The organism is Streptomyces sp. NPDC028419 (assembly GCF_055565515.1).
Map to the genome: position 1 here is coordinate 1 of NZ_JBVHUE010000034.1, position 23,485 is coordinate 23,485.

A 23,485-nucleotide genomic window follows, 5' to 3' on the forward strand; every position below is an offset into this window, starting at 1 on the left:
CCCCCCCCCCCCCCCCCCCCCCCCCCCCCCCCCCCCCCCCCCCCCCCCCCCCCCCCCCCCCCCCCCCCCCCCCCCCCCCCCCCCCCCCCCGCGCCCGTACCGTCAGGTGACGGTGATGAACCGGGCGGTGCTCGGCACCCCCTGGGAGTCCAGGGCGAAGAGCATGTAGGTGCCGGGCAGGACCACGCCCTTGTCCGCCGGGACGGAGACCGCGTACGTGCCGGTGGCCGCGGCCGTGGACACCAGCGGGACCCGTCGCTGGTCGTTGTCCGTGGAGTGGGTCGCGGCCGCGGCCCGCATCAGGACGAAGGAGGCCACCGGCCCCTCGGCCGTGACGGTGAGCTGCGCGCCGGCGACGGCCCGGGGCGGTACGCCGCCGGTGATGACGGGACGCGCCTTGGCCGAGCCGTCGGCGTTCAGCAGGTACGGCGGGGTGAACACGGCCCCGTCGGCGTGGTTGGTGGCGCAGTCGCCGCACAGGCCGCCGCCGCCGGAGAAGATCCGTCCGTCGGGCAGGAGGTTCGCCACGCTGTGGTAGTTGCGCGGGATGGCCATGGTGGCGAGCTGGGTGAAGCTCCCGGTCGCCGGGTCCCACAGCTCGGGGGTCAGCACGGACGTGGCGTCGCTGAACGGCACCGGGTACGCCTGTCCGCCGAAGACGGCGACCTTGCCGTCGGGCAGGACGACGCTGTTGCCGAAGGCGCGGGCGTGACCCATGTCTCCCGTGCGCGCGGCCCGGACCTGGTTGCCGTCGATGCCGACGGTGTACGCGCGCCGGGTGGCGGGCGTCTTCTCGTACGCGGGCGAGCCGCCCAGGGTGAGCAGCTTGCCGATGTCGTACGCGACGGCGTTGCCGGTCATGGCGTCCTGACTGTCGGCCCGGGTGCCGGCGGCGGTGATGCTCCCGCTGCCACCGGTCGTGATCCAGTTCATCTGCTTGCTCGGTCCCAGCTGGAGCACCTTGCCGTCGGAGGTGGCGTGCAGCCACATGTGGTTGTCCGCGCGGTAGGCGCCGGCCGGATCGGCCGTCATCGCCGGGGCGGCGGGGACGCCGGGCAGCCTGCGCCAGGTGCGGGTGTCCGGGGACCAGACCTCGCCGGCCTTGTCACCCGCGACTCCGCTCCAGGATCCGCCGAGGACGAAGGCCTCGCCGGTGGAGAGCAGGGTCATGGCCTGGTAGCCGCGGGCGATGTTCATGCTGGCGGTCGCGGACCAGGCATCGGTGGCCGGGTCGTAGATGCTCGCCTTCTCCGCGTTGCTGCCGCCGGTGACCAGGACCCGGCCGTCGGCCAGCATCACGATGCCCGGGCAGAACATGTCGTGGCCGGTGTTGTCGATGCGGCGCTGGGTGACCTTGCCCGTCTTCAGGTCCAGGATCGCGGTCTGCGTGTAGCCGTTGCTGCCGCCGAACCGGTCGACCGCGTACGCCGACCAGGCCAGGAGCTTGTCACCGGGCAGGACGGCGGTGGCCACCGGCACCAGGGGGAAGCCGGTGATCCGGCCCCAGGAGCCGTGCGCGGCCGGGTTGGCCGGGCCGCTCAGGCGTATCTCCGCGGCGGAGGTCCAGGGGCCGCGGTTGCCGGCCTCGCTGGTCACGCGCAGGCGTATGTAGCGGGCGTTCTCGGTGCGGGTGAAGGTGGCGGTCTTGACGGTGTCGTCGTCGCGCCAGGTGCCCGCGGCGACCGGCGCGCCGAAGGTGGTGCCGTCGGTGCTGGTGCTGATGGTGTACGCGCCCGCGCGCCCGTTGGGGCCGTCGTTGCGGGGTTGGTAGACCAGGGCGGAGACGGCCATCGTGCGGTGCGTGTCGATGGTGATGGTGTGCGGCAGCGGGGTCGGGGTCCCGGAGTACTTGCTGTGCCAGATGGTGGCGGCGTCACCGTCGAGGACGCCTGCCGCCCGGCCGTTCGCCGCGCTGGTCTCCTCGTCGCTCGCCGTGGCCGTCCATCCGGTCCGGGGCAGGTCGACGGTGGCGGCCGGGGTTCCGGGGTCGCCCAGCAGGTTGAGTTCCGCGGCGGAGCTCCACGGGCCGCGGTTGCCGGCCTCGGTGGTGGCGGTGAGCCGGACGAACCGGGCGCCCTGCGGGGCGAAGCCGAGGGTCTTGGCGCTCGCGTCGTCCGCGAGGGTGCCGGTGGCGACCGGGGCGCCCCAGTTCTGGCCGTCCGCGCTCACGCTGATGCTGTACTCGCCGACGCGCCCGTTGGGTCCGTCGGTGCGGGGCTGGTAGAGGAGCGCCGAGACCACCGCCGTGCGGTGCATGTCGAGGGTGATGGTGTGCGGCAGCGGGGTCGGGGTCCCGGACCACTTGCTGTGCCAGATGGTGGCCGTGTTCCCGTCCAGGACGCCTGCCGCTCGACCGTTCTCCGCGCTGGTCTCCTCGTCGCTCGCCGTGGCCGTCCATCCGGTCCGGTCGAGGAGCGGAGCCGTGGGTTCCATCGCGTTCGCCGGGGCCACGCCGTGGTGCGGCGACTGTTTCGCCGTCTGCTGGTCGAAGGGCACGGGCGCCGGCCGCGACGCCGGGTCCCGGCCGGCGCGCCCGGTGCTCGCCACACCGAGCAGGGGGGTGATGCCGACGAGCAGCGAGCCGAGGGCGAAGGCGATGAGCAGGTGGGAGCGGCGCAGAGCTCGCGAAAGGGTCAGGGTGCGGATGCGGGTGCGGGTGCGGGTGCCGTTACGGGTGCGGGCGCTGGTGCCGGTGCGTCTGGGATGCAATCGGACCTCCTGGGCGAAAAGTGAACCGCTGCGAGCCACTAGAAGATAGGTCAGCGCACTCCAACTCGCCGCCCTAAAACGAGAGTTGATGCGAACTGACGCCGCCACAGGCGGAGCCGTCCGCTCCACCGGACCCGACGGCGTCACGACGCACCACCTTCGAGTGGTGTCGCCCACACCCGCCATGCACAGCTTCCAAGGCGCAACCGGCATAAGGGACTTCGATCCGCAGGACGAAGCGACCCCCTACCTTGAAGCCTCAAGGAGAGCCACTTCCAGGCGAGTTGTCGCCTCCGAAACCCAGGGGGCAGTGTCGTAGGCAGGTGGCACCATCTGGGCCGGTGGTCCCATCAGCTACAGGGGGTAGGCATGGAGAGCACGACTGCGTACGCATGGCCTCGCGGGGCGGAGGCGGCGGACAGCGCGGCGCTGGAGCGCTGGCTGGCCGACCACGGCTGGGAGGTCGACCCGATGGTGTTCATGGCCGGCGGCCTGGGCCCGGCGGTCCAGGTCCGGCCGGTGGGGTCCGGCTCCGACGGCGAGCCGGGACTGCTCATCCTGCCGGGCGAGACGGTGGAATTCGCCGGGACCAGGATGCGGATCGCCCACCACGCCTCATCCGATACCCGGCCCCGCTCCCGAGCGGCGGCCGGGGCAGCCGCCGGAGCCTGCGCCTGAGAATCCCGCGTACGTCGTCACGCCCGCCCGGTCGGGCGCAGTTCCCGTTCGAGGGCGGACAGGGCGAAGGCGTGCGCGGAGGTGTGCTGCCAGCGGGACCGCCCGAACATCACGTCTTCGGAGAGGCCGCTCAGCATGGCCACGGCCCGGATGGTGAACTCGGGAAGGTCCACTTCGGCGAAGTGCCCCAGGTCCCGGCCCTCGCGGAGGATGGCCTCCAGCCGCTCGTCCCAGCCGTCCAGCAGTGCGGTGAGGGTGCGCCGGCCCGCCTCGTCGTGGCGCTGGGCCAGCACCTGCGTCCACAGCGCGTAGCGTTCGTCGCCCTGGTGGCGGGGCAGGTAGGAGCGGACGAAGAGGTCCAGCTTCTCGGCGGGGGACGCGGCCTGCTCGGTGGCCCGCTCGAAGCGGGCCCAGAGGTCGGCCTGGCTCCAGGCGAGGACTTCGAGCAGCAGCCGGTCCTTCTTGCCGAAGTGATAGAGGATGTGCCCGGTGCTCATGCCGGCCCGCGCGGCGATGTCCGACATCCTCAGGCCCGCGGTGCCCTTCTCCGCGATGACGCTGATGGCGGCCCGCATCGCCCGCCCCCGCGCCTCGTCCCCGCTGGGCTGACGCTTCCTGTCCACCGCGGGGCGGGCCGGCCAGGCCCCTGACGTCGACATGAGCACACCTCGGTTCCATGGGTTTAGATTCTTAGTCTAGATTATTGCTCTAGACTGAAAATCTAGTCAGTTCCGCCATTCCAGGAGACAGCCGTATGACGCGCGGATTCGATGTTGTGGAGACCTGTATCGCCGACCTGCGCGCGGCGCTGGAGAAGGGCGAGACCACCGCGGTCGGCCTGCTCGACGCCTACCTCGCGCGGATCGACGCGTACGACCGGCCCGGTACGGCCACGGCCCTCAACGCCATGGTCGTGATGAACCCGGACGCCCGCGCCGAAGCGGCGGCCTCCGACGCCCGCCGCGCACGCGGCGAGACCCTCGGCCCGCTGGACGGCATCCCGTACACCGCGAAGGACAGCTACCTCGCGAAGGGCCTGACGGCCGCGTCCGGCTCCCCCGCCTTCGAGCACCTCGTCGCTCAGCGCGACGCCTTCGCCATCGAGCGGCTGCGCGCCGGCGGCGCCGTCCTCATCGGCCTGACCAACATGCCGCCGATGGCCAACGGCGGCATGCAGCGCGGCGTGTACGGCCGCGCGGAGAGCCCGTACAGCGCCGAGTGGCTCACCAGCGCCTACGGATCCGGGTCCTCCAACGGCTCCGGCACCGCGACGGCGGCGTCGTTCGGCGCCTTCGGCCTCGGCGAGGAGACCTGGTCCTCGGGCCGCGCCCCCGCCTCGAACAACGCGCTGTGCGCCTACACCCCGAGCCGCGGCGTGATCTCGACCCGCGGCAACTGGCCGCTCGTACCGACCATGGACGTGGTCGTCCCGCACACCCGCACCATGGCCGACCTGCTCGAACTGCTCGACGTCATCGTCGCCGACGACCCGAACCCGCGCGGGGACCTGTGGCGCGCCCAGCCGTGGGTGGACCTGCCCGCACCGTCACAGGTGCGCCCCGCCTCCTACCCGGCCCTCGCGCCCGCCGACGCCGGGACCGCGTCCGACGCACTGGCCGGCAGGCGCGTCGGCGTGCCCCGCATGTACATCAACGCCGACCCCGAGGCCGGAACGCACCCGGACGGCGGCATCGGCGGCCAGACCGGGCAGCGCATCGACACCCGCCCCTCGGTCATCGCCCTGTGGGAAGCCGCCCGCCGCGACCTGGAGGCCGCCGGCGCCGAGGTCGTCGAGGTCGACTTCCCCGTCGTGTCGAACTACGAGGCCGACCGCCCCGGCGCGCCCTCCCTGTTCACCCGCGGACTGGTCGGCCGCGACTACCTCACCTTCGAGATCGAGGACCTGTCCGCCTGGGCCTGGGACGACTTCCTGCGCGCCAACGGCGACCCGGCGCTCTCCACCCTGGCCGAGGTCGACGGCGCCCGCATCTGGCCCAAGCGGGAGGGCGAACTCCCCGACCGCTACGACGGCTTCGACGACACCGTCGGCGACTACCCGCGCTTCGTGCGCGAGCGGCCGTACGCCTCCCTCACCGACATGCCGCTCCTCGAACAGGGGCTGCGCGGGCTGGAGGAGACGCGCCGGGTCGACCTGGAGCTGTGGATGGACGGCCTGGGCCTGGACGCGGTGGTCTTCCCCGCCGTCGCGGACGTGGGCCCCGCGGACATGGACGTCGACACGGCGTCCGCCGACCTCGGCTGGCGCAACGGCGTCTGGGTCGCGAACGGCAACCTGGTCCCCCGCCACCTCGGCATCCCGACCGTGACCGTGCCCATGGGCACCATGACGGACACCGGCATGCCCGTCGGCCTGACCTTCGCCGGCCGCGCCTACGACGACAACGCCCTGCTGACCCTCGCCGCCGCCTTCGAAAGGACCGGCACCCGGCGCACGCCCCCGCCGCGCACCCCCCGCCTGCCGCGGGAGTGACCCGACCGGCCGAAGCCGCTGTGAGGTCCGGGCCGTAGCCCTCGTGGGCACGCGGGGGCTCCGGTGCCCGCCCCGGCTTGCCGTACGTCAGGCGCCGTCGCCGTCCCCCGAAGCCCGCATGCCCCGGGCCCGGGCGATCTCCGCCCCCGTGCCGGAGCCGAAGAAGTCGAGGGCCCGCAGAGCGAGGCCGGGCCGGGCGGCCGAGGCCAGTACGCCCGCGCTGAACGTCGAGGTGATGGCGGTGTCCCCCGGCAGCGGCCCGGCGATGGTGACGCCCGGCAGGTCCATCAGCTCGCTGTGCTGCTGAAACGCCAAGTCGGCCTGGCCGCAGGACAGCAGGCTGCCGACCGGCACGCCCGGCGGCGCCTGGACCAGCCGGCCGGCGAGCGCGTCGGCGAGACCCAGCCGGCCGATCAGATCGAGCAGGGCCGTCCCGCTCGGACCGGTGGAGTAGGCGACCTTCTCCGCGGACCGCAGAGCGGCGCGCAGATCGGATTCCGATTCGAGCACCGGAACCGGTGATCCCGCCGGCACGGCGGCCACGACCTGGGAGATCCACAGCGGCCGCGCCGTGCCGGCCAGGAGGTGACCCTCCTCCTCCAGCGCGGTCAAGGCTCCGTCGGCGAGCACGAGCAGATCCGCCTCGGCGCCCTCGCGCACCCGCCGTGCGATGTCGACCCCGCCGGCGGCCTCGAAACGCACGGCAAGCCCGTGCACGAGCCGGATCCGCTCGGACAACTCGGCCAGCAGCAGCCGTGTCGCCATCGAAGACAGCCCGGAGATCACTGTGTTCACGTCGCCTCCTCGGTGTCCGGCAGATCGTACGGCGCTCGTCGGGGCCGCTCCACGCGGGTCTGCGAAACTGACCGGGTGAGCGCAACCCGGAGCACGGCGGCTGGAAAGGTCCTCGACGTCCTCGCGGCCTTCGACCGCGAGCACACCTCGCAGACACTGTCGGAGATCGCCCAGCGCACCGGGCTGGCCCTGAGCACGACGCACCGCGTGGTCGCCGAGCTGGCGGCGTGGGGAGCGTTGGAGCGCGGGGAGGACGGGTCGTGGCACGTCGGGCTGCGGCTCTGGGAGATCGCCTCGGGATGTCCGCGCACCCAGATCCTGCGCGATGTGGCGCTGCCCTTCATGCAGGACCTCTACGAGGCGACCCACGAGAACGTCCAACTCGCGGTGCGCGAGGGCACGGAGCTGGTGTTCGTCGAGCGGATCGCCGGGCACCGGTCGGTGGAGCTGATGACGATGGTGGGAGCCCGTTTCCCGATCGGCTCCACCGGGATGGGGCGGGTGCTGCTCGCCCACGCGCCGCCGGACCTCCAGGAGGAGGTCCTCGGATCGCCGCTGCGGGCCTGGACCCCGCACACCGTCACCGACCCGAAGACGCTGCGCACGCAGCTGGACCGGATCCGTCGCGAACAGGTCTTCGTCAGCGACCGGCAGCTCTCGGAGAGCACCGTCGCGGTGTCCGCGCCCGTGCGGATCGGCCGGAACGGGCCGGTCAGCGCCGCTCTGGGGATCGTGATCACGGCGCGTGGGGCGAGCCGCGCGCGCGGACTGCGCGAGCCACTGCTGAGGGCCGCGTACGGGATCTCCGACGAGCTCGGCCGGCGCACCCGCCCCACCCCCTGAGATCCGAGCGGGCTTCCGCCTGACGGAAACGCCGGAGACCGGCCCGGGCCCTGGGTGTCAACGTTCGACGTGTTCGGAACGTTCACCGTTGCTCAGGAGATGTCATGGCCGACGCCGTCGTCGACACCGTTGCCTCGGTTCCCGTCGCGGTCATCGGCGCCGGTCCTGCCGGCCTGATGCTCGCCCACCGGCTGGGGCGGGCCGGAGTCGACACGATCGTGGTCGACACCCGCACCCGGCGCGAGATCGAGACGACGCAGCGGGCCGGCATCCTGGAGGCCGACGCGGCCCGGGACCTGGTCGAGACCGGCGTCAGCGACCGCGTCCTGCGCGACGGCCACGAACACGAAGGCACCGAGCTGCGGTTCGGCGGCCGGGCGCACAGGATCCACTTCAAGTCGCTGGTCGGCGAGTCGGTGTGGCTCTACCCGCAGACCGACGTGTTCATCGACCTGGCCGACGCGCGGGACCGCGACGGCGGCACGGTCCACTTCGGGGTCGCGGACACCGAGGTCCTCGACGTCACCACCAGCGCTCCGCGGGTCCGGTACACCGCGGCCGACGGAACCCGGCACGAGGTCCGCGCACGGTACGTGGTCGGCGCGGACGGGTCCCGCAGCATGTGCCGGGGCCTGGTCCCCGAGGACCGGCGGGTGCGGTACGGCAAGGAGTACCCCTTCGCCTGGTTCGGCATCATGGCCGAGGCACCGCCGAGCGCGCCCGAGCTGGTCTACGCCCATTCCGCGCACGGGTTCGCGCTGATCAGCCAGCGGACCGAGACCGTACAGCGGATGTACTTCCAGTGCTCCCCCGACGAGCCCACGGGCGCCTGGCCGGACGACCGCGTCTGGGAGACGCTCCAGGCCCGGGTGGCCGGCGAGGACGGCTTCCGACTCCAGGAGGGCCCGATCCTGGACAAGACGGTGCTGCGCTTCCGGTCGTTCGTGCAGGAGCCGATGCGCTGGGGCTCGATGGTGCTCGCCGGGGACGCCGCGCACACCGTGCCGCCGACCGGCGCCCGCGGACTCAATCTCGCCCTGCACGACGTGAAGGTCCTGGCCGAGGTCCTCCTGCGGGCACTCGCCGGCGCGGGCGAGGCCGCGTTGGAGGACTACCAGCCGCGCGCGCTGCAACGGATCTGGCGGGCGCAGAACTTCTCCCACTGGATGACCCAACTGCTGCACACCCCGCCCGGCGCCAGCCCGTTCGACCTGCGGCGCCAACTCGGTGAGCTGGAGGGCGTGGTGGGCACGCGCTCCGGCCGCACCTATCTCGCCGAGCAGTACACGGGCTGGCCCGTCCGCTCCCGGGGCTGACCCCGACGACCCCAAGGAGACAACCCATGATCATCGACTGTCACGGTCACTTCACCACGGCGCCGCCGCAGTTGGCCCGCTGGCGTGACCGGCAGGTCGCGGCGGTCGGCTCCCCCGCGGACGCGCCCGATCCCGACGACCTCGCCATCACCGACGACGACCTCCGCGAGGCCGTCGAGGGCAACCAGGTGCGCCTCATGGACGAGCGGGGCAGCGACCTGACGATCTTCTCCCCGCGGGCCAGCTTCATGGCCCACCACATCGGCGACTTCCGGGTCTCCGCGACGTGGGCGCGGATCTGCAACGATCTGGTCCATCGCGTCAGCGGGCTCTATCCCGACCGCTTCGCGATGGGCGCCATGCTGCCGCAGTCGCCGGGCGTCGACCCGGCCACCTGCCTGCCCGAACTGCGCCGCGCGGTCGAGGAACTCGGCGCGGTGACGGTCAACCTCAATCCCGATCCGTCGGGCGGCGGGTGGACCGCGCCACCGCTGACGGACCGGAGCTGGTACCCGCTCTACGAGGCGATGGTCGAGTACGACGTCCCCGCGATGATCCACGTCAGCACCTCCTGCAACCCGGCCTTCCACACGACGGGCGCCCACTACCTGAACGCGGACACCACGGCGTTCATGCAGCTGGTCCAGGGCGATCTGTTCGCCGACTTCCCCTCGCTGCGGTTCGTGATCCCGCACGGCGGCGGCGCGGTGCCCTACCACTGGGGTCGCTTCCGCGGTCTGGCGATGGCGCTGGGCCGACCGGACCCCGAGACGCTGCTGGACAACGTCTTCTTCGACACCTGCGTGTACCACCAGCCCGGCATCGACCTGCTCACGCGGGTGGTGCCCAGCCGGTCCGTGCTGTTCGCCAGCGAGATGATCGGCGCCGTCCGCGACATCGACCCGCACACCGGACACCACTTCGACGACACGAAGCGCTACGTGGACGCCACCGCGAACCTCACCCACGAGGAACGGGACGCCGTCTACTGCGGCAACGCCCTGCGCGTCTACCCCCGACTCGCCGCCCGGCTCTCCGCCGCCGGCCACTGACCACCTGCCCCAGGAGAGGGACACATGGAACACACCCGGCTCGGTGTCGTCCACACCGCGATCACCCGCGCCGACCCGAAGGACGTGGCCGCGCTGTCGGCGTTCGGCGTCGCGACCGTCCACGAGGCGATGGGTCGGGTGGGCCTGATGCGCCCGTACCTGCGTCCCGCCTACACCCGGGCCCGGATGTGCGGGCCGGCGGTGACCGTGCTGCTGCAACCCGGCGACAACTGGATGCTCCACGTCGCCGCGGAGCAGATCCAGGACGGCGACGTGGTGGTCGCGGCCTGCACGACGGAGAGCGAGGACGGGTTCTTCGGCGAACTGCTCGCCACCTCGTTCCGCGCCCGTGGCGGCCGGGGCCTGGTCATCGACGCGGGCGTGCGCGACGTGGCCGAGCTGGAGGAGATGGACTTCCCGGTCTTCGCCCGGGCGGTCAACGCCAAGGGCACCGTCAAGGCCACCCTCGGTTCGGTCAACGTGCCGGTGGTCTGCGCCAACGCCCTGGTCAGGCCGGGCGATGTCGTCGTGGCGGACCGCGACGGCGTCGTGGTGGTGCCGCGCGAGCGGGCCGCCGAGGTCGCCGGGGCGGCCGCCCGGCGCGAGGCCGGCGAGGAGAGCAAGCGGGTGCGGTTCCGCGCGGGCGAACTCGGCCTGGACCTGTACGCCATGCGCGGCCCGCTGGCCGAGCTCGGCCTGCGCTACGAGGACTGATGATGACGAGCTTCGAGAAGACCCCCGGCTGGCTGGACTGGTACGCCGACCCGAGCCGGCCGCGGCTGCGGCTGCCCGAGGGGGCCGTCGACGCGCACTGCCACGTGTTCGGCCCGGGAGCCGCGTTCCCGTTCGCGCCCGAACGCAAGTACACCCCGTGCGACGCGTCCAAGGACCAGCTCTTCGCGCTGCGCGACCACCTGGGCTTCACCCGCAACGTCGTGGTCCAGGCGACCTGTCACGGCGCCGACAACAGCGCCATGGTCGACGCCCTGCGCTCCTCGGGAGGGCTGGCCAGGGGCGTGGCGACCGTGCGGCCGGAGGTCTCCGACGCCGAGCTGCGGGAGCTGCACGAGGCCGGCGTGCGCGGCGTGCGGTTCAACTTCGTCAAGCGGCTCGTCGACGCGGCGCCGCACCGCGACCTGCGGGCCGTCGCCGAGCGGATCGCCCCCTACGGGTGGCACGTCGTCGTCTACTTCGAGGCGTCCGACCTCGCCGACCTGCGCGACTTCCTCCTGTCGATACCGGTTGCGCTGGTCATCGACCACATGGGCCGGCCCGATGTCACCAAGGACCCGTACGGCCCCGAGTTCGAGGCGTTCCTGGACTTCATGCGGGCCGGGCCGGACATCTGGTGCAAGGTGACCTGCCCCGAACGGCTGTCCTCGACCGGCCCGCCGGCCCTCGACGGCGAGCGGTCGGCGTACCGCGACGTCGTCCCCTTCGCCCGCCGCGTGGTCGAGGAGTTCCCCGACCGGGTGCTGTGGGGCACGGACTGGCCGCACCCGAACCTCGCCACCCACATGCCCGACGACGGTCTGCTCGTCGACTTCGTCCCGGGCATCGCGCCGACGCCGCAGCTGCGCCAACGGCTCCTCGTCGACAACCCGATGCGCCTGTACTGGCCCGACGCCGGCTGACCCGTCTCACGATCGGAGCCCGACCTTGTCACTGGACAAGACCTACAAGCTGGTGCCGGGGACCACCGTCTTCGACGCCGAACAGTCCGCCCGGGGCTACCACCTCAACCAGTTCTGCATGTCGCTGATGACGGCGGAGAACCGCGAGCGCTACCTCGCCGACGAGCGGGCCTACCTGGACGCGTGGCCGCTGCGGGAGGAGCAGAAGCAGGCGCTGCTCGACCGGGACCTCAACGCCGCGATGGACGAGGGCGGCAACATCTACTTCCTCGCCAAGTGGGGCGCGACGCTGGGCTTCTCGTTCCAGCAGATGGCCGGTTCGATGACGGGGATGACCGAGGAGGAGTACCGCGCGATGATGGTCGGTGGCGGCCGCTCCGTCGAGGGCAACCGCATCGATCACGCCGTCCTGGAGGCGGCGCACACCGATCCGGCTCCCCCGGCCGAACACGCCGTGATCACCGGCGCGGTCTTCACCTCGCACGTGCCGGCGATCGGCGCGGCGATGGACCACGACAAGACGGACGAGCCCTATTGGAGGCCGGTCTTCGAGGGGTACGAGTTCTCCAAGGCGTGGGAGCGGGAGAACCTCCCGGACGTGATCTTCCTGGTCTACAACGACCACGCGTCCGCTTTCGACCTGTCCTTGATCCCGACGTTCGTGCTCGGCACCGGCGCGACCTACGCCACCGCCGACGAGGGGTACGGCCCCCGCCCGGTCCCCGGCATCGAGGGCGACCCGGACCTGGCCGCCCACATCGCGCACTCGTTGATCAGGGACGACTTCGACCTCACGCTCGCCAATGAGATGACCGTCGACCACGGCCTGACCGTCCCGCTGTCGCTGATGTTCGGGGACGTCGAGAAGTGGCCGTGCAAGGTGATCCCGTTCCACGTCAACGTGGTGCAGTACCCGGTGCCCTCGGGCGCCCGGTGCTTCACGCTCGGCCGGGCACTGCGCAAGGCGATCGAGTCGTACGACGAACCGCTGAAGGTCCAGGTGTGGGGCACAGGCGGCATGAGCCACCAGTTGCAGGGCCCGCGCGCCGGTCTGATCAACCGGGAATGGGACCGGGCCTTCCTCGACCGGCTGGTCGCGGATCCGGTCGGGCTGTCGCGCGTGCCGCACCTGGAGTACGTCGAGGAAGCCGGCTCGGAAGGCATCGAGCTCGTCATGTGGCTGATCGCCCGCGGGGCGATGAGCGACGTCGACGGGGCCGGACGGGTCGAGGTCAAGCACCGCTTCTACCACGTGCCGGCGTCCAACACCGCCGTCGGCCATCTGATCCTCGAGAACCACCCCCGGGCCCAGGAGCCCGCCGAAGGAGTCAACTGACATGACCGACGACCGAACCCTGCGGATCGCCCTGGCCGGCGGCGGCGCCTTCGGCGCCAAACACGCGGCCGCGCTGAAGCGGATCGAGGGCGTCGAGGTGGCCGCCGTCGTGAGCAGCACCCTCGACACCGCGCGGAAGTTCGCCGCGGAGCAGGGCGTCGGCCGCGCCGTGGCCTCCCTGGACGAGGTGCTGGCGATGGACGACGTCGACGCCGTCATCCTCGCCACGCCCACCCCGATGCACGCCGCGCAGACGCTGGCCTGCCTCGACGCCGGCAAGCACGTACAGGTCGAGATCCCCCTCGCCTCCTCCCTCGCCGACGCCGAGGCGTGCCTGGCGGCGCAGGAACGCACCGGGCTGGTCGCCATGGTGGGCCACACCCGGCGCTTCAACCCGAGCCACCAGTGGGTGCGGCGGCGGATCCAGGCCGGCGAGTACCACATCCAGCAGATGGACGTGCAGACGTACTTCTTCCGCCGTACGAACCTCAACGCCCTCGGGCAGCCGCGCTCGTGGACCGACCACCTGCTGTGGCACCACGCGGCGCACACCGTCGACCTCTTCGCCCACCAGACCGGTTCGCCGATCGTGCGGGCCAACGTCGTCCAGGGTCCGATCCACCCGGAGCTCGGCATCGCGATGGACATGTCGGTCCAGCTGCGCGCGGCGAACGGCGCGATCTGCACCCTGTCCCTGTCGTTCAACAACGACGGGCCGCTGGGCACGTTCTTCCGCTACATCGGCGACACCGGCACCTACCTCGCCCGTTACGACGACCTGTTCACCGGCAAGGACGAGCCGATCGACGTCAGCGGGGTCGACGTCTCGATGGACGGCATCGAGCTGCAGGACCGCGAGTTCGTCGCCGCGATCCGCGAGGGCCGCGAACCGAACTCCTCCATCGCCCAGGTCATGTCCTGCTACCGGACGCTGGCGGCCCTGGAGGAGCAGCTGAGCGCGACCTCGGGCTTCTGAGCACGTCACAGAACGCCGGAACGGGCTCCCCGTGCCGCTCGGCACGGGGAGCCCGTTCTGGCGTGCGGTCAGCTGCCGAAGCCGAGACCGAGGCGGTCCAGGGTGCGCAGCCAGAGGTCGCGTCGGCCCTCGTTGCGGTCGGCGCGGGTCAGGGACTTCTGGGTGATGCCGATGCCGATCGAGCGGAAGGGCTCGGGCGGGAAGGGCAGCGGCTTGCGGCGTACGAGGTCGAGGGCGGTGCGCTCGGTCGTCGCGCCGGCCAGCAGGTCCAGCATCACCTCGGCGCCGAAGCGGGTCGCGCCGACGCCGAGGCCGGTGAATCCGGCCGCGTAGGCGACCTTGCCCCGGTGGCTGGTGTCGAAGAAGACGCAGAAGCGGGTACTGGTGTCGATGGCACCGCCCCAGGCATGGCTGAAGCGCAGGCCCTCCAGCTGCGGGAAGGCCGTGAAGAAGTGGCGGGCCAGGGTCGCGTAGGTCTCGGGGCGCCGGTCGTGTTCGGCGGCCACCCGGCCGCGGAAGTGGGTGACGGCGTCGTAGCCGCCCCACAGGATGCGGTGGTCGGCGGTGATCCGTACGTAGTGGAAGTGGTTGGCGGAGTCGGCCCAGCCCTGCCGGTTGTGCCAGCCGACCGAGGCGAGCTGCTGCTCGGTCAGCGGTTCGGTCATCAGCGCGTAGTCGTAGACCGGCACCGTGTAGGGGCGGTGGCGGCGGAGCAGCGAGGGGTGGGCGTTGGTGGCCAGTGCCACGCGTCCGGCGGTGATCCGCCCGTAGGGGGTACGGACCGAGACGACCGCGCCGTGCTCGTCGAGCGCGAGGGCGGGGGTGTGTTCGTGGATGCGGACGCCGAGGTCGAGGCAGGCGCGCTTGAGGCCCCAGGCGAGGCGGGCCGGGTTGACCATGGCGACGTCGCTCTTGTTCCAGACCGCGCCGAGGAAGGTCGGGGAGTCGATCTCGGCGCGGACGGCGTCGGCGTCGAGGAGGGCGACGGTGGCGCCGTGCCGCGCGGCCGCTTCCGCTTCCTCGGCGAGCCAGGCGACCTGGTGGGGTTCGGTGGCGACGGTGAGTGAGCCGGTGCGGTCCCAGTCGCAGTCGATGCCGTGGCGGGCGAGGGCCTCCTCCATGGCCCGGAGGTTCTCGCGGCCGAGGCGTTCGAGGGTGTCGATCTCGCGGGGCCAGCGGTCCAGGCCGTTGGAGAGGCCGTGGGTGAGACTCGCCTCGCAGAAGCCGCCGTTGCGGCCGGAAGCCGCGCCGCCGGCCTCCCTTCCCTCGACGAGGACGACGTCCAGGGAGGGATCGCGCTCCTTGGCGATGAGCGCGCTCCACAGGCCCGTGTACCCGCCGCCCACGACGAGCAGGTCGCAGGTGGTGGAGCCGACGAGGGCGGGGGTGGTCCCGGGGCGGTGGGCGTCGTCGAGCCAGAAGGGGGTCGGGGCGGCGTCCCGGAGGGACAGCAGGGGGTCCATGGGGGCTTCCTTCGTGGTGCGCGGGAGCCGCCCGGCGGCGGGCGGGGCCATCGGTGCCCGGCCCGCCGCCGTGGCGGCCCGGGGTGGTCAGGCGTAGTGGCGGTAGACGGCCTCGGCGACGCAGGCCGGCTTGGCGCTGCCCTCGACCTCGACGGTGAAGGTGATCGGCATCTGTACGCCGTTGCCCTTGACCTCCTCCACCGTGCCGACGACGCCGTGCAGCCGGATCTTCGCGCCGACCCGGACGGGGCTGGGGAAACGGACCTTGTCCAGGCCGTAGTTGACGCTCATCCTGGTGCCGGTGATGCCGAGCAGCTCACCGAAGAGCGGGATGATCAGGGAGAGGGTGAGGTAGCCGTGGGCGATGGGGCCGCCGAAGGGCCCGTCCTCGGCCCTCTCCGGGTCGGTGTGGATCCACTGGTGGTCGTCGGTGGCGTCGGCGAAGGTGTTCACGCGGTCCTGCGTGATCTCCAACCACTCGGTGCGGCCGAGGTCGGCTCCGCCGAGGGAGGTGAGTGCGTCGAGGCCGTCGGCGATGGCGATGGGCATGAGGAAACCTTTCGATGGCGCGGGCGGCGCTGAGCGCGCCCGGGGGAAGCGTGGTGCTCGAACGCCGTTCACGGCGCGGGGTGTTCGGCGGGACCGGCGGGGCAGGCGGGCCCGGTGGAGAAGGCTTCGCGCACGGCCGACTTGACGATCTTTCCGGAGGCCGTACGGGGCAGGTCGCCCGTGAGGACGACCGACTTGGGGATCTTGTACTTGGCGAGCTGGCCCCGGAGGTGGCCGAGGATGTCGTCCTCGCCGGCGCGGGCCCCGGGTTCGAGGACGACGACGGCCCGCCCGACCTCGCCCCAGACCGGGTCGGGGACGCCGATGACGGCGCATTCGGCGACGGCGGGGTGGTCGAGGAGCGCGTCCTCGACCTCGGCCGGGTAGACGTTCTCGCCGCCGGAGACGTACATGTCCTTGACCCGGTCGACGATGTAGGCGTAGCCGTCCGCGTCGGTCCGGGCGATGTCGCCGGTGCGGAGCCAGTCGCCGTCGGTGAGGACGGCCGCGGTGTCCTCGGGCCGGTTCCAGTAGCCGGCCATGACGTGGGGGCCTTGGACGAGGACCTCGCCGCGCTCGCCCGGTCCGGCCTCGCTGCCGTCCGGCCGGACGATGCGGATGTCGGTGAAGAAGTGCGCGACGCCGGCGGAACCGGCCTTGGCCACGGTCTGTTCCCGGTCGAGGAAGAGGACGCCGGGGGACGCCTCGGTCATGCCGTAGCCCTGGCTGAAGGCGAGGCCGCGGTCGAGGTACGCGGCGATGGTGCGGGCGGGCACGGGAGCACCGCCGCAGTTGAGGGTGCGCAGGCTGGAGAGGTCGGCGCTCTCCCAGCGCGGCCGGGCGGCCATGGCGTCGTACATGGTGGGGACGCCGAACAGGTAGGTCACGCCAAGGTCCTCGACCAGTTCCAGGACGCGGTCGGCGTCGAAGGACGCGAGGAGGACCACCCGGCCGCCCTTGAGGAGGGTGGGCAGGCAGGTCATGTTGAGGGCGCCGGTGTGGAACAGCGGGGCCACGACGAGGGTGACCTCGTCGGCGGTGAGGTCGGTGTCGACGAGGACGTTGACGCTGTTCCAGGTGATGTTGGCGTGGGAGAGGACGGCTCCCTTGGGGCGTCCCGTGGTCCCGGAGGTGTACATGATCATGCACGGGTCCTCGGGCGCCACGGCCACGTCCAGGGGCCGGTCCGTGGCCCCGGCCGGCAACTCCTCGTACGCGAGGGCGCCTTCGCCCGGGCCGTCGGGTCCTTCGAGTGCGATCCGGTGGCGCACCCCGGCCTCGTCGGCGGCGGCGCGTGCCGCCGCCGCCTGCTCGGGAGCGTGGACGAGGACGACGCTGCCCGAGTCGGCGAGGTTGTACGCCAACTCCGCAGCGGTCAAACGGGTGTTGAGCGGGACGAAGACCGCACCGAGCGCTCCGGCGGCGAACAGCGTCTCCAGGAAGGCCGGGTGGTTGGGGCCCAGGTAGGCGATCCGGTCGCCGCTCGCCACCCCCAGGGCGCGCAGGCCGTGGGCGAGCCGCAGGACGCGCCGGTGGAGCTCCCGGTAGGTCAGGGCGCGGTCCCCGTGGACGACGGCGGTCCGGTCGGGAGTCTTGCGGGCCCGGCGCGCGGGCCAGGAGCCGATGCCTCGGTTCAGCACGAGCGTTTCCTTCAGTCGGTGGACAGGCCGAGCAGGCGGGCGGCGTTCTCCTTGAGGATCTTCGGCCGGACCTCGGGCTTGATGTCGAGCGCGGCGAAGTCGGCGAGCCACCGGTCGGGGGTGATGACCGGATAGTCGGAGCCGAAGAGGACCTTGTCCTGGAGCAGGGTGTTGGCGTAGCGCGTGAGCTGCGGCGGGAAGTACTTCGGCGACCAGCCGGACAGGTCGATGTGGACGTGCGGCTTGTGGGTGGCGACCGCGAGCGCCTCGTCCTGCCAGGGGAAGGACGGGTGCGCGAGGACGAGCCTCAGCTCGGGGAAGTCCACGGCCACGTCGTCGACGGCCATCGGGTTTGAGTACTTCAGCCGGATGCCGCCGCCGCCCGGGACGCCGGCGCCGATCCCGGTCTGGCCGGTGTGGAACAGGGCCGGTACGCCCAGTTCCTCGATGGCCTCGTACAGCGGGTAGGCGAGGCGGTCGTTGGGGGAGAACGCCTGGATGCTGGGGTGGAACTTGAACCCGCGCACCCCGTACTCCGTCACCAGGCGGCGGGCCTCGCGGACCCCCGCGCGGCCCTTGTGCGGGTCGACGCTCGCGAACGGGATCAGGACGTCGCCGTGGGCGGCGCAGCTCTCCGCGATCTCCTCGTTGGAGATCCGCGGGTGTCCGGTGGCATGTTCGGCGTCGACGGTGAAGACGACGGCCGCCATGCGGCGTTCGCGATAGTGCGCGGCCATCTCGTCGATGGTGGGCTGCCGGTGGCCGTGGGCCTTGAAGTAGTTCTCGGAGGCGCCGAACAGTTCGGGGCTCAACGCCCCATGGCCGTCCTTGGAGACCTCGGCGTGGGTGTGCACGTCGATGGCGGTCAGCGCGTCGAGGTCGAGCGCGTGCGGGCGGGCGGTCATCTCACGCCTCCGGGGCCTGGGGTGCGGGGATGCCGTAGGTCTCGGGCTCGGCGCCGACGCCGTCCGGCCACGCGGCGGCGATGGCGTCGCCGCTCCAGCCCCCGTCGGCGAAGGCGACCGCCTTCTCCTTCGGGTGGGCCCACAGGGCGAGACGGTCACCACCGATGCCGATGGCCTGCCCGGTCACTCCGTCGGAGGCGTCCGAGGCCAGGAAGGTGATCAGGCCGGCGACGTCCTCGACGGTGCCGAGGCCCTCGTCCTTGCGCAGCCAGTCCGGCAGCGGCGCGCCCGTGCGCTCGGACTCCTCGATGACCGGGGCGAAGGCCGGGATGGTCCTGGTCATCTCGGTGGCGGCGACGGGCACGACGGCGTTGACGGTGATGCCGGCGCGGCCCAGCTCCATGGCCCAGGTGCGGGCCATGGCGACGATGCCGGCCTTGGCGGCGGCGTAGTTGGTCTGGCCGAAGTTGCCGCGCTGGCCGGCGGGCGAGGAGATCAGGACGAGCCGGCCGCCGGTGCCCTGCTCGCGCATGCGGACGGCGGCGGCGCGGGCGCAGGTGAAGGTGCCGCGCAGGTGGACCCGTACGACGTCGTCGAAGTCCTCGTCGGTCATCTTCCACAGCACGCGGTCGCGCAGGATGCCGGCGTTGGTGACGAGCACGTCCAAGCGCCCGAACCGCTCGACCGCCGTGTCCACGAGCCGCTGGGCCGCCCCGGTGTCGCCCACGGCCGCGGTGACGCCGGTCGCCGTGCCCGCGCGGGACGTGATCGCGGCGACGGCGGCGTCCACCGCGTCCGCGTCGACGTCGTTGACGACGACGGCGGCGCCCGCGGCGGCGAGGGCCTGCGCGTAGGCCAGTCCGAGGCCGCGTCCGCTGCCGGTGACGACGGCGACCTTGCCCTGAAGATCCATGAGAGGTACCTCTCGAAAAGGGGTGGAAGAGGGAATGCCGAAAGCGCCGGCCGAGCCGGGATCGACAGGAATCCTGATGAACACAGTCTGGGCAATCGTCAGGATTCCTGTCAATGACCTAAGGTGGGACCGCCCCGGTGACACCGCACCCGGGCGGTACGAGCCGCTCCGCGCGGGCCGTCACGACGGAAGGATGGACGTGAGCACGTCACTGCTCTACCTGGTCAAGAGAACGGAGTTGGTGGTGCGCGCCCGCCTGGAGGAGCTGCTCAGGCCCGCCGGGGTCACGGCGTTGCAGTACACCGCCCTGACGGTGCTGGAGCGGCACGACGGCATCTCCGCGGCGCAGCTCGCCCGCGACTCCTTCGTCACCGCCCAGTCGATGGCCGACATGGTCCGCGCGCTGGAGAGCCGGGGCCTGATCCGCCGCGAGCCCAACCCGGCCAACCGCCGCGAGCGCCTCATCCTGCTCGCCGATCCCGGGCGGCGACTGCTGGCGGAGTACGCCGAGCCGGCCCGGCGCATCGAGGAACGCATGACCGCCGGCCTGAGTTCCGAGGAGACCGACGCCTTCCGGGCAGCGCTGAACGAGGCCTGGCGGGCCCTGTCCTGACGCGACCGGCCCGCGGGGCGAGCGGCGCACCGCCCGCGGGAGCGGAGCCGGTTCAGGCCCCGGGCGCCGCGGGGCGCAGCGCCGCCATCGCGTTGAGCATCAGCTCCAGGGCGAAGGGGTAGCCGCTGTCGCGCATGTCGGCGGCGAGCAGCGGGAAGGCCGCGGCGACGTTCGGGTGGGTGTCGGCCGGCAGCCTGCTGTAGACCGCGTTCCAGACGGCCTCGTCCGCCTCCCGGGCGGCCTTGGGCAGGGCGAGGGCGGCGGCGTCCAGGGCGGCGAAGGCCAGGGCTTGATCGACGAACGCGTGGTAGGCGCGGACGGCGACGGGGTCCGGGAAACCCGCCGAGCGCAGGATGCCGAGGATCCGCTCGACGGCCCGGGTCTCGTGGAGGCGCCCCGTCGTGCGGTACGCGCCGAGGACGGCCGCCTGCGGATGGGCCAGGTAGCAGGCGTGGATCCGCAGGCCCATCGAGCGCAGGTCCTCCCGCCAGTCCCCGGTGGCCCGCCAGCCCTCCTGGGCCCTGCCGATCAGCTCGTCCGCGAGGGCGAGGAGGAGCGCGTCGGTGTTGTGGAAGTAGCGGTAGAGCGCGCTCGGGTCGGCTCCGAGCGCGGCGCCCAGCCTCCGTACGGAGAGCGCGTCGGCGCCGTGCTGGGCGACCAGCCGCAGCGCCGTCTCGACGATGAGCCGTTCCGAGAGGACGGCGCCCTGCTTGGTGGGTCTGCGGCGCCGGCGGCCGCCTTCGGGGATGACACGTTCGGACATGGCCGGGACCTTACGTCAACACCATTGACGTGTAAACGGCCTTGCGGCTTCCATGGCGCCCATCCCCCCGCCGCCTCACGCTCTGGAGCTCTCACATGGCCAAGGCCGATCTGGTCTTCACCCGCGGCCCCGTCTTCACCGTGGACCCGGCCCGTACCCGGGCGACCTCGCTCGCCGTCGTCGGCGACCGGATCGCGGCCGTCGGCCACGACGAGGTGCGCGAGCTCGTGGGTCCCGGCACCGAGGTGGTCGACCTGACGGGGAAGCTGCTGCTCCCCGGCTTCCAGGACGCCCACGTGCACCCGGTCTTCGCCGGAGTGGAAATGGCCGAGTGCGATCTGACCGACACCGTCGGCGTGGACGACTACCTGGCCCGGATCCGCGCCTACGCGGACGCGCACCCCGACCGCGAGTGGATCACCGGTGGCGGCTGGTCGATGGAGAGCTTCGAGGGCGGGCTGCCGACCCGGCAGCTGCTCGACGCCGTCGTGCCGGACCGCCCGATCCTCCTGGCCAATCGGGACCACCACGGCGCCTGGGCCAACACCCGGGCGCTCGAACTCGCCGGGATCACCGCCGCCACCCCCGATCCCGCCGACGGCCGGATCGAGCGCGAGCCCGACGGCGCCCCCAGCGGCATGCTCCAGGAAGGCGCCACCTCGCTGGTCGGCCGGCTGCTGCCGGCGAGCACCCGGGAAGAACTCCTCGCCGGGCTGCTGCGGGCCCAGAAGCTGCTCCACTCCCTCGGCATCACGGGCTGGCAGGACGCGATGCTCGGCGAACTGGGCGGCCGGCCCGACCCCTCGGACGCGTACCTGGCCGCGGCCGGGGACGGCTCGCTGACGGCCCGGGTGACCGGGGCGCTGTGGTGGGACCGGGCCCGGGGCGCCGAGCAGATTCCCGAGCTGGTGGCCCGGCGCGAGAAGTTGCGGGCCGGACGGTTCCGCGCGACCTCGGTGAAGATCATGCAGGACGGGGTCGCGGAGAACTTCACCGCCGCCATGACCTCCCCCTACTTGGACGGCTGCGGCTGCGCCACCGCCAACAGCGGTCTGAGCTTCGTCGAGCCCGAGGCGCTGCGCGGGTACGTGACGGAGCTCGACGCCCTCGGCTTCCAGGTGCACTTCCACGCCCTCGGCGACCGGGCCGTGCGCGAGGCCCTCGACGCGATCGAGTCGGCCGTGGCCGCCAACGGACACCGTGGCAACCGCCACCACCTCGCCCATCTCCAGGTCGTCCACCCCGAGGACCTCACCCGCTTCGCCGCGCTCGGCGCCCTGGCCAACATCCAGCCCCTCTGGGCGGCCCACGAGCCCCAGATGGACGACCTGACCATCCCCTTCCTGGGTCCGGAGCGCTCCGCCTGGCAGTACCCGTTCGGCGACCTGGTGCGCGCGGGCGCGACCCTCGTCGCGGGCAGCGACTGGCCGGTGAGCAGCCCCGACCCGCTGGCGGGCATCCACGTGGCGGTGAACCGCCGGGATCCCGAAGCCGGCCACGAGCGGATCTTCTACCCCGAGCAGCGGCTCGACCTGCCGACCGCGCTGGCCGCCTACACGGCCGGGACCGCCCACGTGAACGGTCACGACGACGCGGGCAGCCTGCGGGTCGGCAACCTCGCCGACCTGGTCGTCCTGGACCGCGACATCCTCACGGCGCCCGCGGAGGAGATCGCCGAGGCCCGGGTGGAGCGGACCTACGTCGGCGGCCGGCTCGTCCACGCGGGCTGAGCGGGCCGCAGCGATGACGCCCGTACGTCGAGGCGGGTCGGGACGAGCACGCCCGCCGCCTCCCGGTCGCCGCGTTCCAGGACCGCGACCAGGGTTTCGATCCCCGCCTCCGCGATCGCCTCGGGCCGCAGGCTCAGGGTGGTCACGGGCGGCTCGGTGTGCTCGGCGGTGACGTCCTCGCTCACGCAGACGAGGAGCAGGTCGCCGGGGACCCCGTAGCCGAGCCGGCGCGCCGCGTCCAGGACGAGGGGCGGACTGGCCTCGGCCACGACGAGCAGGGCGTCGGGCCGTGCCCCGCCGTCCGCCGGATCGCCCGCGAGGGCGGTCTCGACGGCGCGGATGACGGGCCCGTTGCCCGGCGCGCCGACGCGTACGACCCGTTCGGGCACGCCGTGTCGCGCGCACCACCCGTGGTGCGCGGCGAACACCTCGGTGTGGAAGCGGGTGCTGCTGTCCGGCACCACGAGGACGGGTCGGCGGGCACCCTGCTCGCGGACGTGGTCGAGGGCGCCGCGCACGGCGGCGCCGGCGTCCACGTCCACCCAGTACGCCCCGGGCCGCCCCTCGACGGAGCGGTCGCTGAACACCGGGATGCGGGCGGAGAGGAGGTCATCGACGATCGGGTCGTCGGCGACGGGGTCGGCGACGACCACCGCGTCGAGCGACAGGTCCGCCCACTCGCTCTGCAGTGACCCGGCGGGCAGCAGCACCACGGCGTAGCCGCGTCGCAGCGACGTCGCCGCGGTGGCCGCGGTCAGCCGGGCGAAGTACGGCGACTCCAGGAAGGTCCAGGGAGCGTCGGCGAACTCCCCGACCACGTATCCGATCAGTCTGGCCCGTCCCGCGCGCAGCCGGCGCGCGGCGGCGTTGGGCCGGTAGCCCATGGCGCGCGCGGTTTCGCGGGCCTTCTCCCGGACTTCGGGAGAGAGCCTCCCGGTGCCGTTCAGTGCCGCCGAGACGGTCGTCTTGGAGAGGCCCGCCTCGCGGGCCACGTCGACCAGGCGGACGCGTGGAAGGGGCGGCGAGGGCTGCCCGCCGGGCGGTGGGGCTTCGGTCATGCCACTGATGCTGCCACCCTC

At 72.7% G+C, this 23,485-nt stretch carries 21 protein-coding genes; 11 read left to right on the forward strand and 10 right to left on the reverse strand.

The genetic code is table 11. From position 1 onward, the window contains the following. Nucleotides 1-102: 102 nt before the first annotated feature. Nucleotides 103-2,709, reverse strand: coding sequence for a discoidin domain-containing protein (locus ACZ4UB_RS31450; protein ID WP_468075404.1), 2,607 nt, complete (start codon nucleotides 2,707-2,709; stop codon nucleotides 103-105). A gap of 369 nt (nucleotides 2,710-3,078) precedes the next feature. Here ACZ4UB_RS31450 and ACZ4UB_RS31455 point away from each other — a divergent pair, with 369 nt between their 5' ends. Beyond that, nucleotides 3,079-3,387: a hypothetical protein gene (locus tag ACZ4UB_RS31455; RefSeq protein ID WP_468075406.1), complete on the forward strand. Its 309-nt coding sequence runs from the start codon at nucleotides 3,079-3,081 to the stop codon at nucleotides 3,385-3,387. A gap of 17 nt (nucleotides 3,388-3,404) precedes the next feature. On the opposite strand, the gene ACZ4UB_RS31460 is transcribed toward ACZ4UB_RS31455, so the two are convergent. Continuing rightward, on the reverse strand, nucleotides 3,405-4,046 hold the full coding sequence (locus tag ACZ4UB_RS31460; RefSeq protein ID WP_468075408.1) for a TetR/AcrR family transcriptional regulator: 642 nt from the start codon (nucleotides 4,044-4,046) through the stop codon (nucleotides 3,405-3,407). A gap of 95 nt (nucleotides 4,047-4,141) precedes the next feature. Between ACZ4UB_RS31460 and ACZ4UB_RS31465 the strand changes: the two genes are divergently transcribed. Continuing rightward, nucleotides 4,142-5,878: an amidase gene (locus ACZ4UB_RS31465; protein WP_468075410.1), complete on the forward strand. Its 1,737-nt coding sequence runs from the start codon at nucleotides 4,142-4,144 to the stop codon at nucleotides 5,876-5,878. A gap of 87 nt (nucleotides 5,879-5,965) precedes the next feature. Here ACZ4UB_RS31465 and ACZ4UB_RS31470 read toward each other — a convergent pair whose 3' ends face one another. Beyond that, a complete protein-coding gene (locus tag ACZ4UB_RS31470; RefSeq protein WP_468075412.1) occupies nucleotides 5,966-6,673 on the reverse strand; it encodes a substrate-binding domain-containing protein in 708 nt (235 codons plus the stop codon). 75 nt (nucleotides 6,674-6,748) lie between these two features. On the opposite strand from ACZ4UB_RS31470, the gene ACZ4UB_RS31475 reads away from it, so the two are divergent. The 7 genes from ACZ4UB_RS31475 (at nucleotide 6,749) to ACZ4UB_RS31505 (ending at nucleotide 13,830) form a co-directional block, all read left to right on the forward strand. After that, nucleotides 6,749-7,516 (forward strand): IclR family transcriptional regulator, encoded by a 768-nt coding sequence (locus ACZ4UB_RS31475; RefSeq protein ID WP_468075414.1) that lies wholly within the window; start codon nucleotides 6,749-6,751, stop codon nucleotides 7,514-7,516. 104 nt (nucleotides 7,517-7,620) lie between these two features. After that, nucleotides 7,621-8,832 carry a 4-hydroxybenzoate 3-monooxygenase gene (locus tag ACZ4UB_RS31480; RefSeq protein WP_468075416.1) on the forward strand — a complete coding sequence of 404 codons (1,212 nt, stop codon included), beginning with the start codon at nucleotides 7,621-7,623 and terminating at the stop codon, nucleotides 8,830-8,832. Between the two features lie 26 nt (nucleotides 8,833-8,858). Next, on the forward strand, nucleotides 8,859-9,884 hold the full coding sequence (locus ACZ4UB_RS31485; RefSeq protein WP_468075418.1) for an amidohydrolase family protein: 1,026 nt from the start codon (nucleotides 8,859-8,861) through the stop codon (nucleotides 9,882-9,884). Nucleotides 9,885-9,908: 24 nt separating this feature from the next. Then, complete coding sequence (ligK, locus tag ACZ4UB_RS31490) at nucleotides 9,909-10,598, forward strand: 4-carboxy-4-hydroxy-2-oxoadipate aldolase/oxaloacetate decarboxylase (protein WP_468075420.1); 690 nt, start codon at nucleotides 9,909-9,911, stop codon at nucleotides 10,596-10,598. Beyond that, nucleotides 10,598-11,518: an amidohydrolase family protein gene (locus ACZ4UB_RS31495; RefSeq protein ID WP_468075422.1), complete on the forward strand. Its 921-nt coding sequence runs from the start codon at nucleotides 10,598-10,600 to the stop codon at nucleotides 11,516-11,518. The genes ligK and ACZ4UB_RS31495 overlap by 1 nt, the downstream gene beginning before the upstream one ends. 25 nt (nucleotides 11,519-11,543) lie before the next feature. Next, nucleotides 11,544-12,854 carry a protocatechuate 4,5-dioxygenase subunit alpha gene (ligA, locus tag ACZ4UB_RS31500; RefSeq protein ID WP_468075424.1) on the forward strand — a complete coding sequence of 437 codons (1,311 nt, stop codon included), beginning with the start codon at nucleotides 11,544-11,546 and terminating at the stop codon, nucleotides 12,852-12,854. 1 nt (nucleotide 12,855) lies between these two features. After that, nucleotides 12,856-13,830, forward strand: coding sequence for a Gfo/Idh/MocA family oxidoreductase (locus ACZ4UB_RS31505; protein ID WP_468075426.1), 975 nt, complete (start codon nucleotides 12,856-12,858; stop codon nucleotides 13,828-13,830). A 68-nt stretch (nucleotides 13,831-13,898) separates the two neighbouring features. Here ACZ4UB_RS31505 and ACZ4UB_RS31510 read toward each other — a convergent pair whose 3' ends face one another. From ACZ4UB_RS31510 to ACZ4UB_RS31530, 5 genes are all read right to left on the reverse strand, one after another. Beyond that, on the reverse strand, nucleotides 13,899-15,293 hold the full coding sequence (locus tag ACZ4UB_RS31510; RefSeq protein WP_468075428.1) for an NAD(P)/FAD-dependent oxidoreductase: 1,395 nt from the start codon (nucleotides 15,291-15,293) through the stop codon (nucleotides 13,899-13,901). Nucleotides 15,294-15,380: 87 nt separating this feature from the next. Further along, a complete protein-coding gene (locus tag ACZ4UB_RS31515; RefSeq protein WP_468075430.1) occupies nucleotides 15,381-15,842 on the reverse strand; it encodes a MaoC family dehydratase in 462 nt (153 codons plus the stop codon). Nucleotides 15,843-15,910: 68 nt separating this feature from the next. After that, nucleotides 15,911-17,482, reverse strand: coding sequence for an acyl-CoA synthetase (locus ACZ4UB_RS31520; protein WP_468075432.1), 1,572 nt, complete (start codon nucleotides 17,480-17,482; stop codon nucleotides 15,911-15,913). A gap of 11 nt (nucleotides 17,483-17,493) precedes the next feature. Then, nucleotides 17,494-18,387, reverse strand: a complete 894-nt coding sequence (locus tag ACZ4UB_RS31525; protein ID WP_468075434.1) for an amidohydrolase family protein — start codon at nucleotides 18,385-18,387, stop codon at nucleotides 17,494-17,496. 1 nt (nucleotide 18,388) lies between these two features. Beyond that, complete coding sequence (locus ACZ4UB_RS31530; RefSeq protein WP_468075436.1) at nucleotides 18,389-19,300, reverse strand: SDR family oxidoreductase; 912 nt, start codon at nucleotides 19,298-19,300, stop codon at nucleotides 18,389-18,391. Between the two features lie 193 nt (nucleotides 19,301-19,493). On the opposite strand from ACZ4UB_RS31530, the gene ACZ4UB_RS31535 reads away from it, so the two are divergent. Further along, on the forward strand, nucleotides 19,494-19,913 hold the full coding sequence (locus ACZ4UB_RS31535) for a MarR family winged helix-turn-helix transcriptional regulator (protein ID WP_468075438.1): 420 nt from the start codon (nucleotides 19,494-19,496) through the stop codon (nucleotides 19,911-19,913). Between the two features lie 52 nt (nucleotides 19,914-19,965). On the opposite strand, the gene ACZ4UB_RS31540 is transcribed toward ACZ4UB_RS31535, so the two are convergent. After that, complete coding sequence (locus tag ACZ4UB_RS31540) at nucleotides 19,966-20,676, reverse strand: TetR/AcrR family transcriptional regulator (RefSeq protein WP_468075440.1); 711 nt, start codon at nucleotides 20,674-20,676, stop codon at nucleotides 19,966-19,968. Nucleotides 20,677-20,771: 95 nt separating this feature from the next. On the opposite strand from ACZ4UB_RS31540, the gene ACZ4UB_RS31545 reads away from it, so the two are divergent. Then, nucleotides 20,772-22,406, forward strand: a complete 1,635-nt coding sequence (locus ACZ4UB_RS31545) for an amidohydrolase (protein WP_354380927.1) — start codon at nucleotides 20,772-20,774, stop codon at nucleotides 22,404-22,406. Here the strand turns inward: ACZ4UB_RS31545 and ACZ4UB_RS31550 are convergent. Continuing rightward, the gene (locus ACZ4UB_RS31550) at nucleotides 22,373-23,464 is read right to left on the reverse strand and encodes a LacI family DNA-binding transcriptional regulator (protein ID WP_468075443.1); all 1,092 of its coding nucleotides are present in this window, start codon (nucleotides 23,462-23,464) and stop codon (nucleotides 22,373-22,375) included. The two genes, ACZ4UB_RS31545 and ACZ4UB_RS31550, sit on opposite strands and share 34 nt — an antisense overlap. Nucleotides 23,465-23,485 lie beyond the last annotated feature (21 nt).

What these genes read in the sequence shown, in the direction of transcription:
- ACZ4UB_RS31455 (WP_468075406.1), top strand. Translation starts at nt 3,079, where the DNA reads ATGGAGAGCACGACTGCGTACGCATGGCCTCGCGGGGCGGAGGCGGCG.
- ACZ4UB_RS31460 (WP_468075408.1), bottom strand. Translation starts at nt 4,046, where the DNA reads ATGTCGACGTCAGGGGCCTGGCCGGCCCGCCCCGCGGTGGACAGGAAG.
- ACZ4UB_RS31465 (WP_468075410.1), top strand. Translation starts at nt 4,142, where the DNA reads ATGACGCGCGGATTCGATGTTGTGGAGACCTGTATCGCCGACCTGCGC.
- ACZ4UB_RS31480 (WP_468075416.1), top strand. Translation starts at nt 7,621, where the DNA reads ATGGCCGACGCCGTCGTCGACACCGTTGCCTCGGTTCCCGTCGCGGTC.
- ACZ4UB_RS31485 (WP_468075418.1), top strand. Translation starts at nt 8,859, where the DNA reads ATGATCATCGACTGTCACGGTCACTTCACCACGGCGCCGCCGCAGTTG.
- ligK (WP_468075420.1), top strand. Translation starts at nt 9,909, where the DNA reads ATGGAACACACCCGGCTCGGTGTCGTCCACACCGCGATCACCCGCGCC.
- ACZ4UB_RS31495 (WP_468075422.1), top strand. Translation starts at nt 10,598, where the DNA reads ATGATGACGAGCTTCGAGAAGACCCCCGGCTGGCTGGACTGGTACGCC.
- ACZ4UB_RS31505 (WP_468075426.1), top strand. Translation starts at nt 12,856, where the DNA reads ATGACCGACGACCGAACCCTGCGGATCGCCCTGGCCGGCGGCGGCGCC.
- ACZ4UB_RS31510 (WP_468075428.1), bottom strand. Translation starts at nt 15,293, where the DNA reads ATGGACCCCCTGCTGTCCCTCCGGGACGCCGCCCCGACCCCCTTCTGG.
- ACZ4UB_RS31515 (WP_468075430.1), bottom strand. Translation starts at nt 15,842, where the DNA reads ATGCCCATCGCCATCGCCGACGGCCTCGACGCACTCACCTCCCTCGGC.
- ACZ4UB_RS31525 (WP_468075434.1), bottom strand. Translation starts at nt 18,387, where the DNA reads ATGACCGCCCGCCCGCACGCGCTCGACCTCGACGCGCTGACCGCCATC.
- ACZ4UB_RS31530 (WP_468075436.1), bottom strand. Translation starts at nt 19,300, where the DNA reads ATGGATCTTCAGGGCAAGGTCGCCGTCGTCACCGGCAGCGGACGCGGC.
- ACZ4UB_RS31535 (WP_468075438.1), top strand. Translation starts at nt 19,494, where the DNA reads ATGGACGTGAGCACGTCACTGCTCTACCTGGTCAAGAGAACGGAGTTG.
- ACZ4UB_RS31540 (WP_468075440.1), bottom strand. Translation starts at nt 20,676, where the DNA reads ATGTCCGAACGTGTCATCCCCGAAGGCGGCCGCCGGCGCCGCAGACCC.
- ACZ4UB_RS31545 (WP_354380927.1), top strand. Translation starts at nt 20,772, where the DNA reads ATGGCCAAGGCCGATCTGGTCTTCACCCGCGGCCCCGTCTTCACCGTG.
- ACZ4UB_RS31550 (WP_468075443.1), bottom strand. Translation starts at nt 23,464, where the DNA reads ATGACCGAAGCCCCACCGCCCGGCGGGCAGCCCTCGCCGCCCCTTCCA.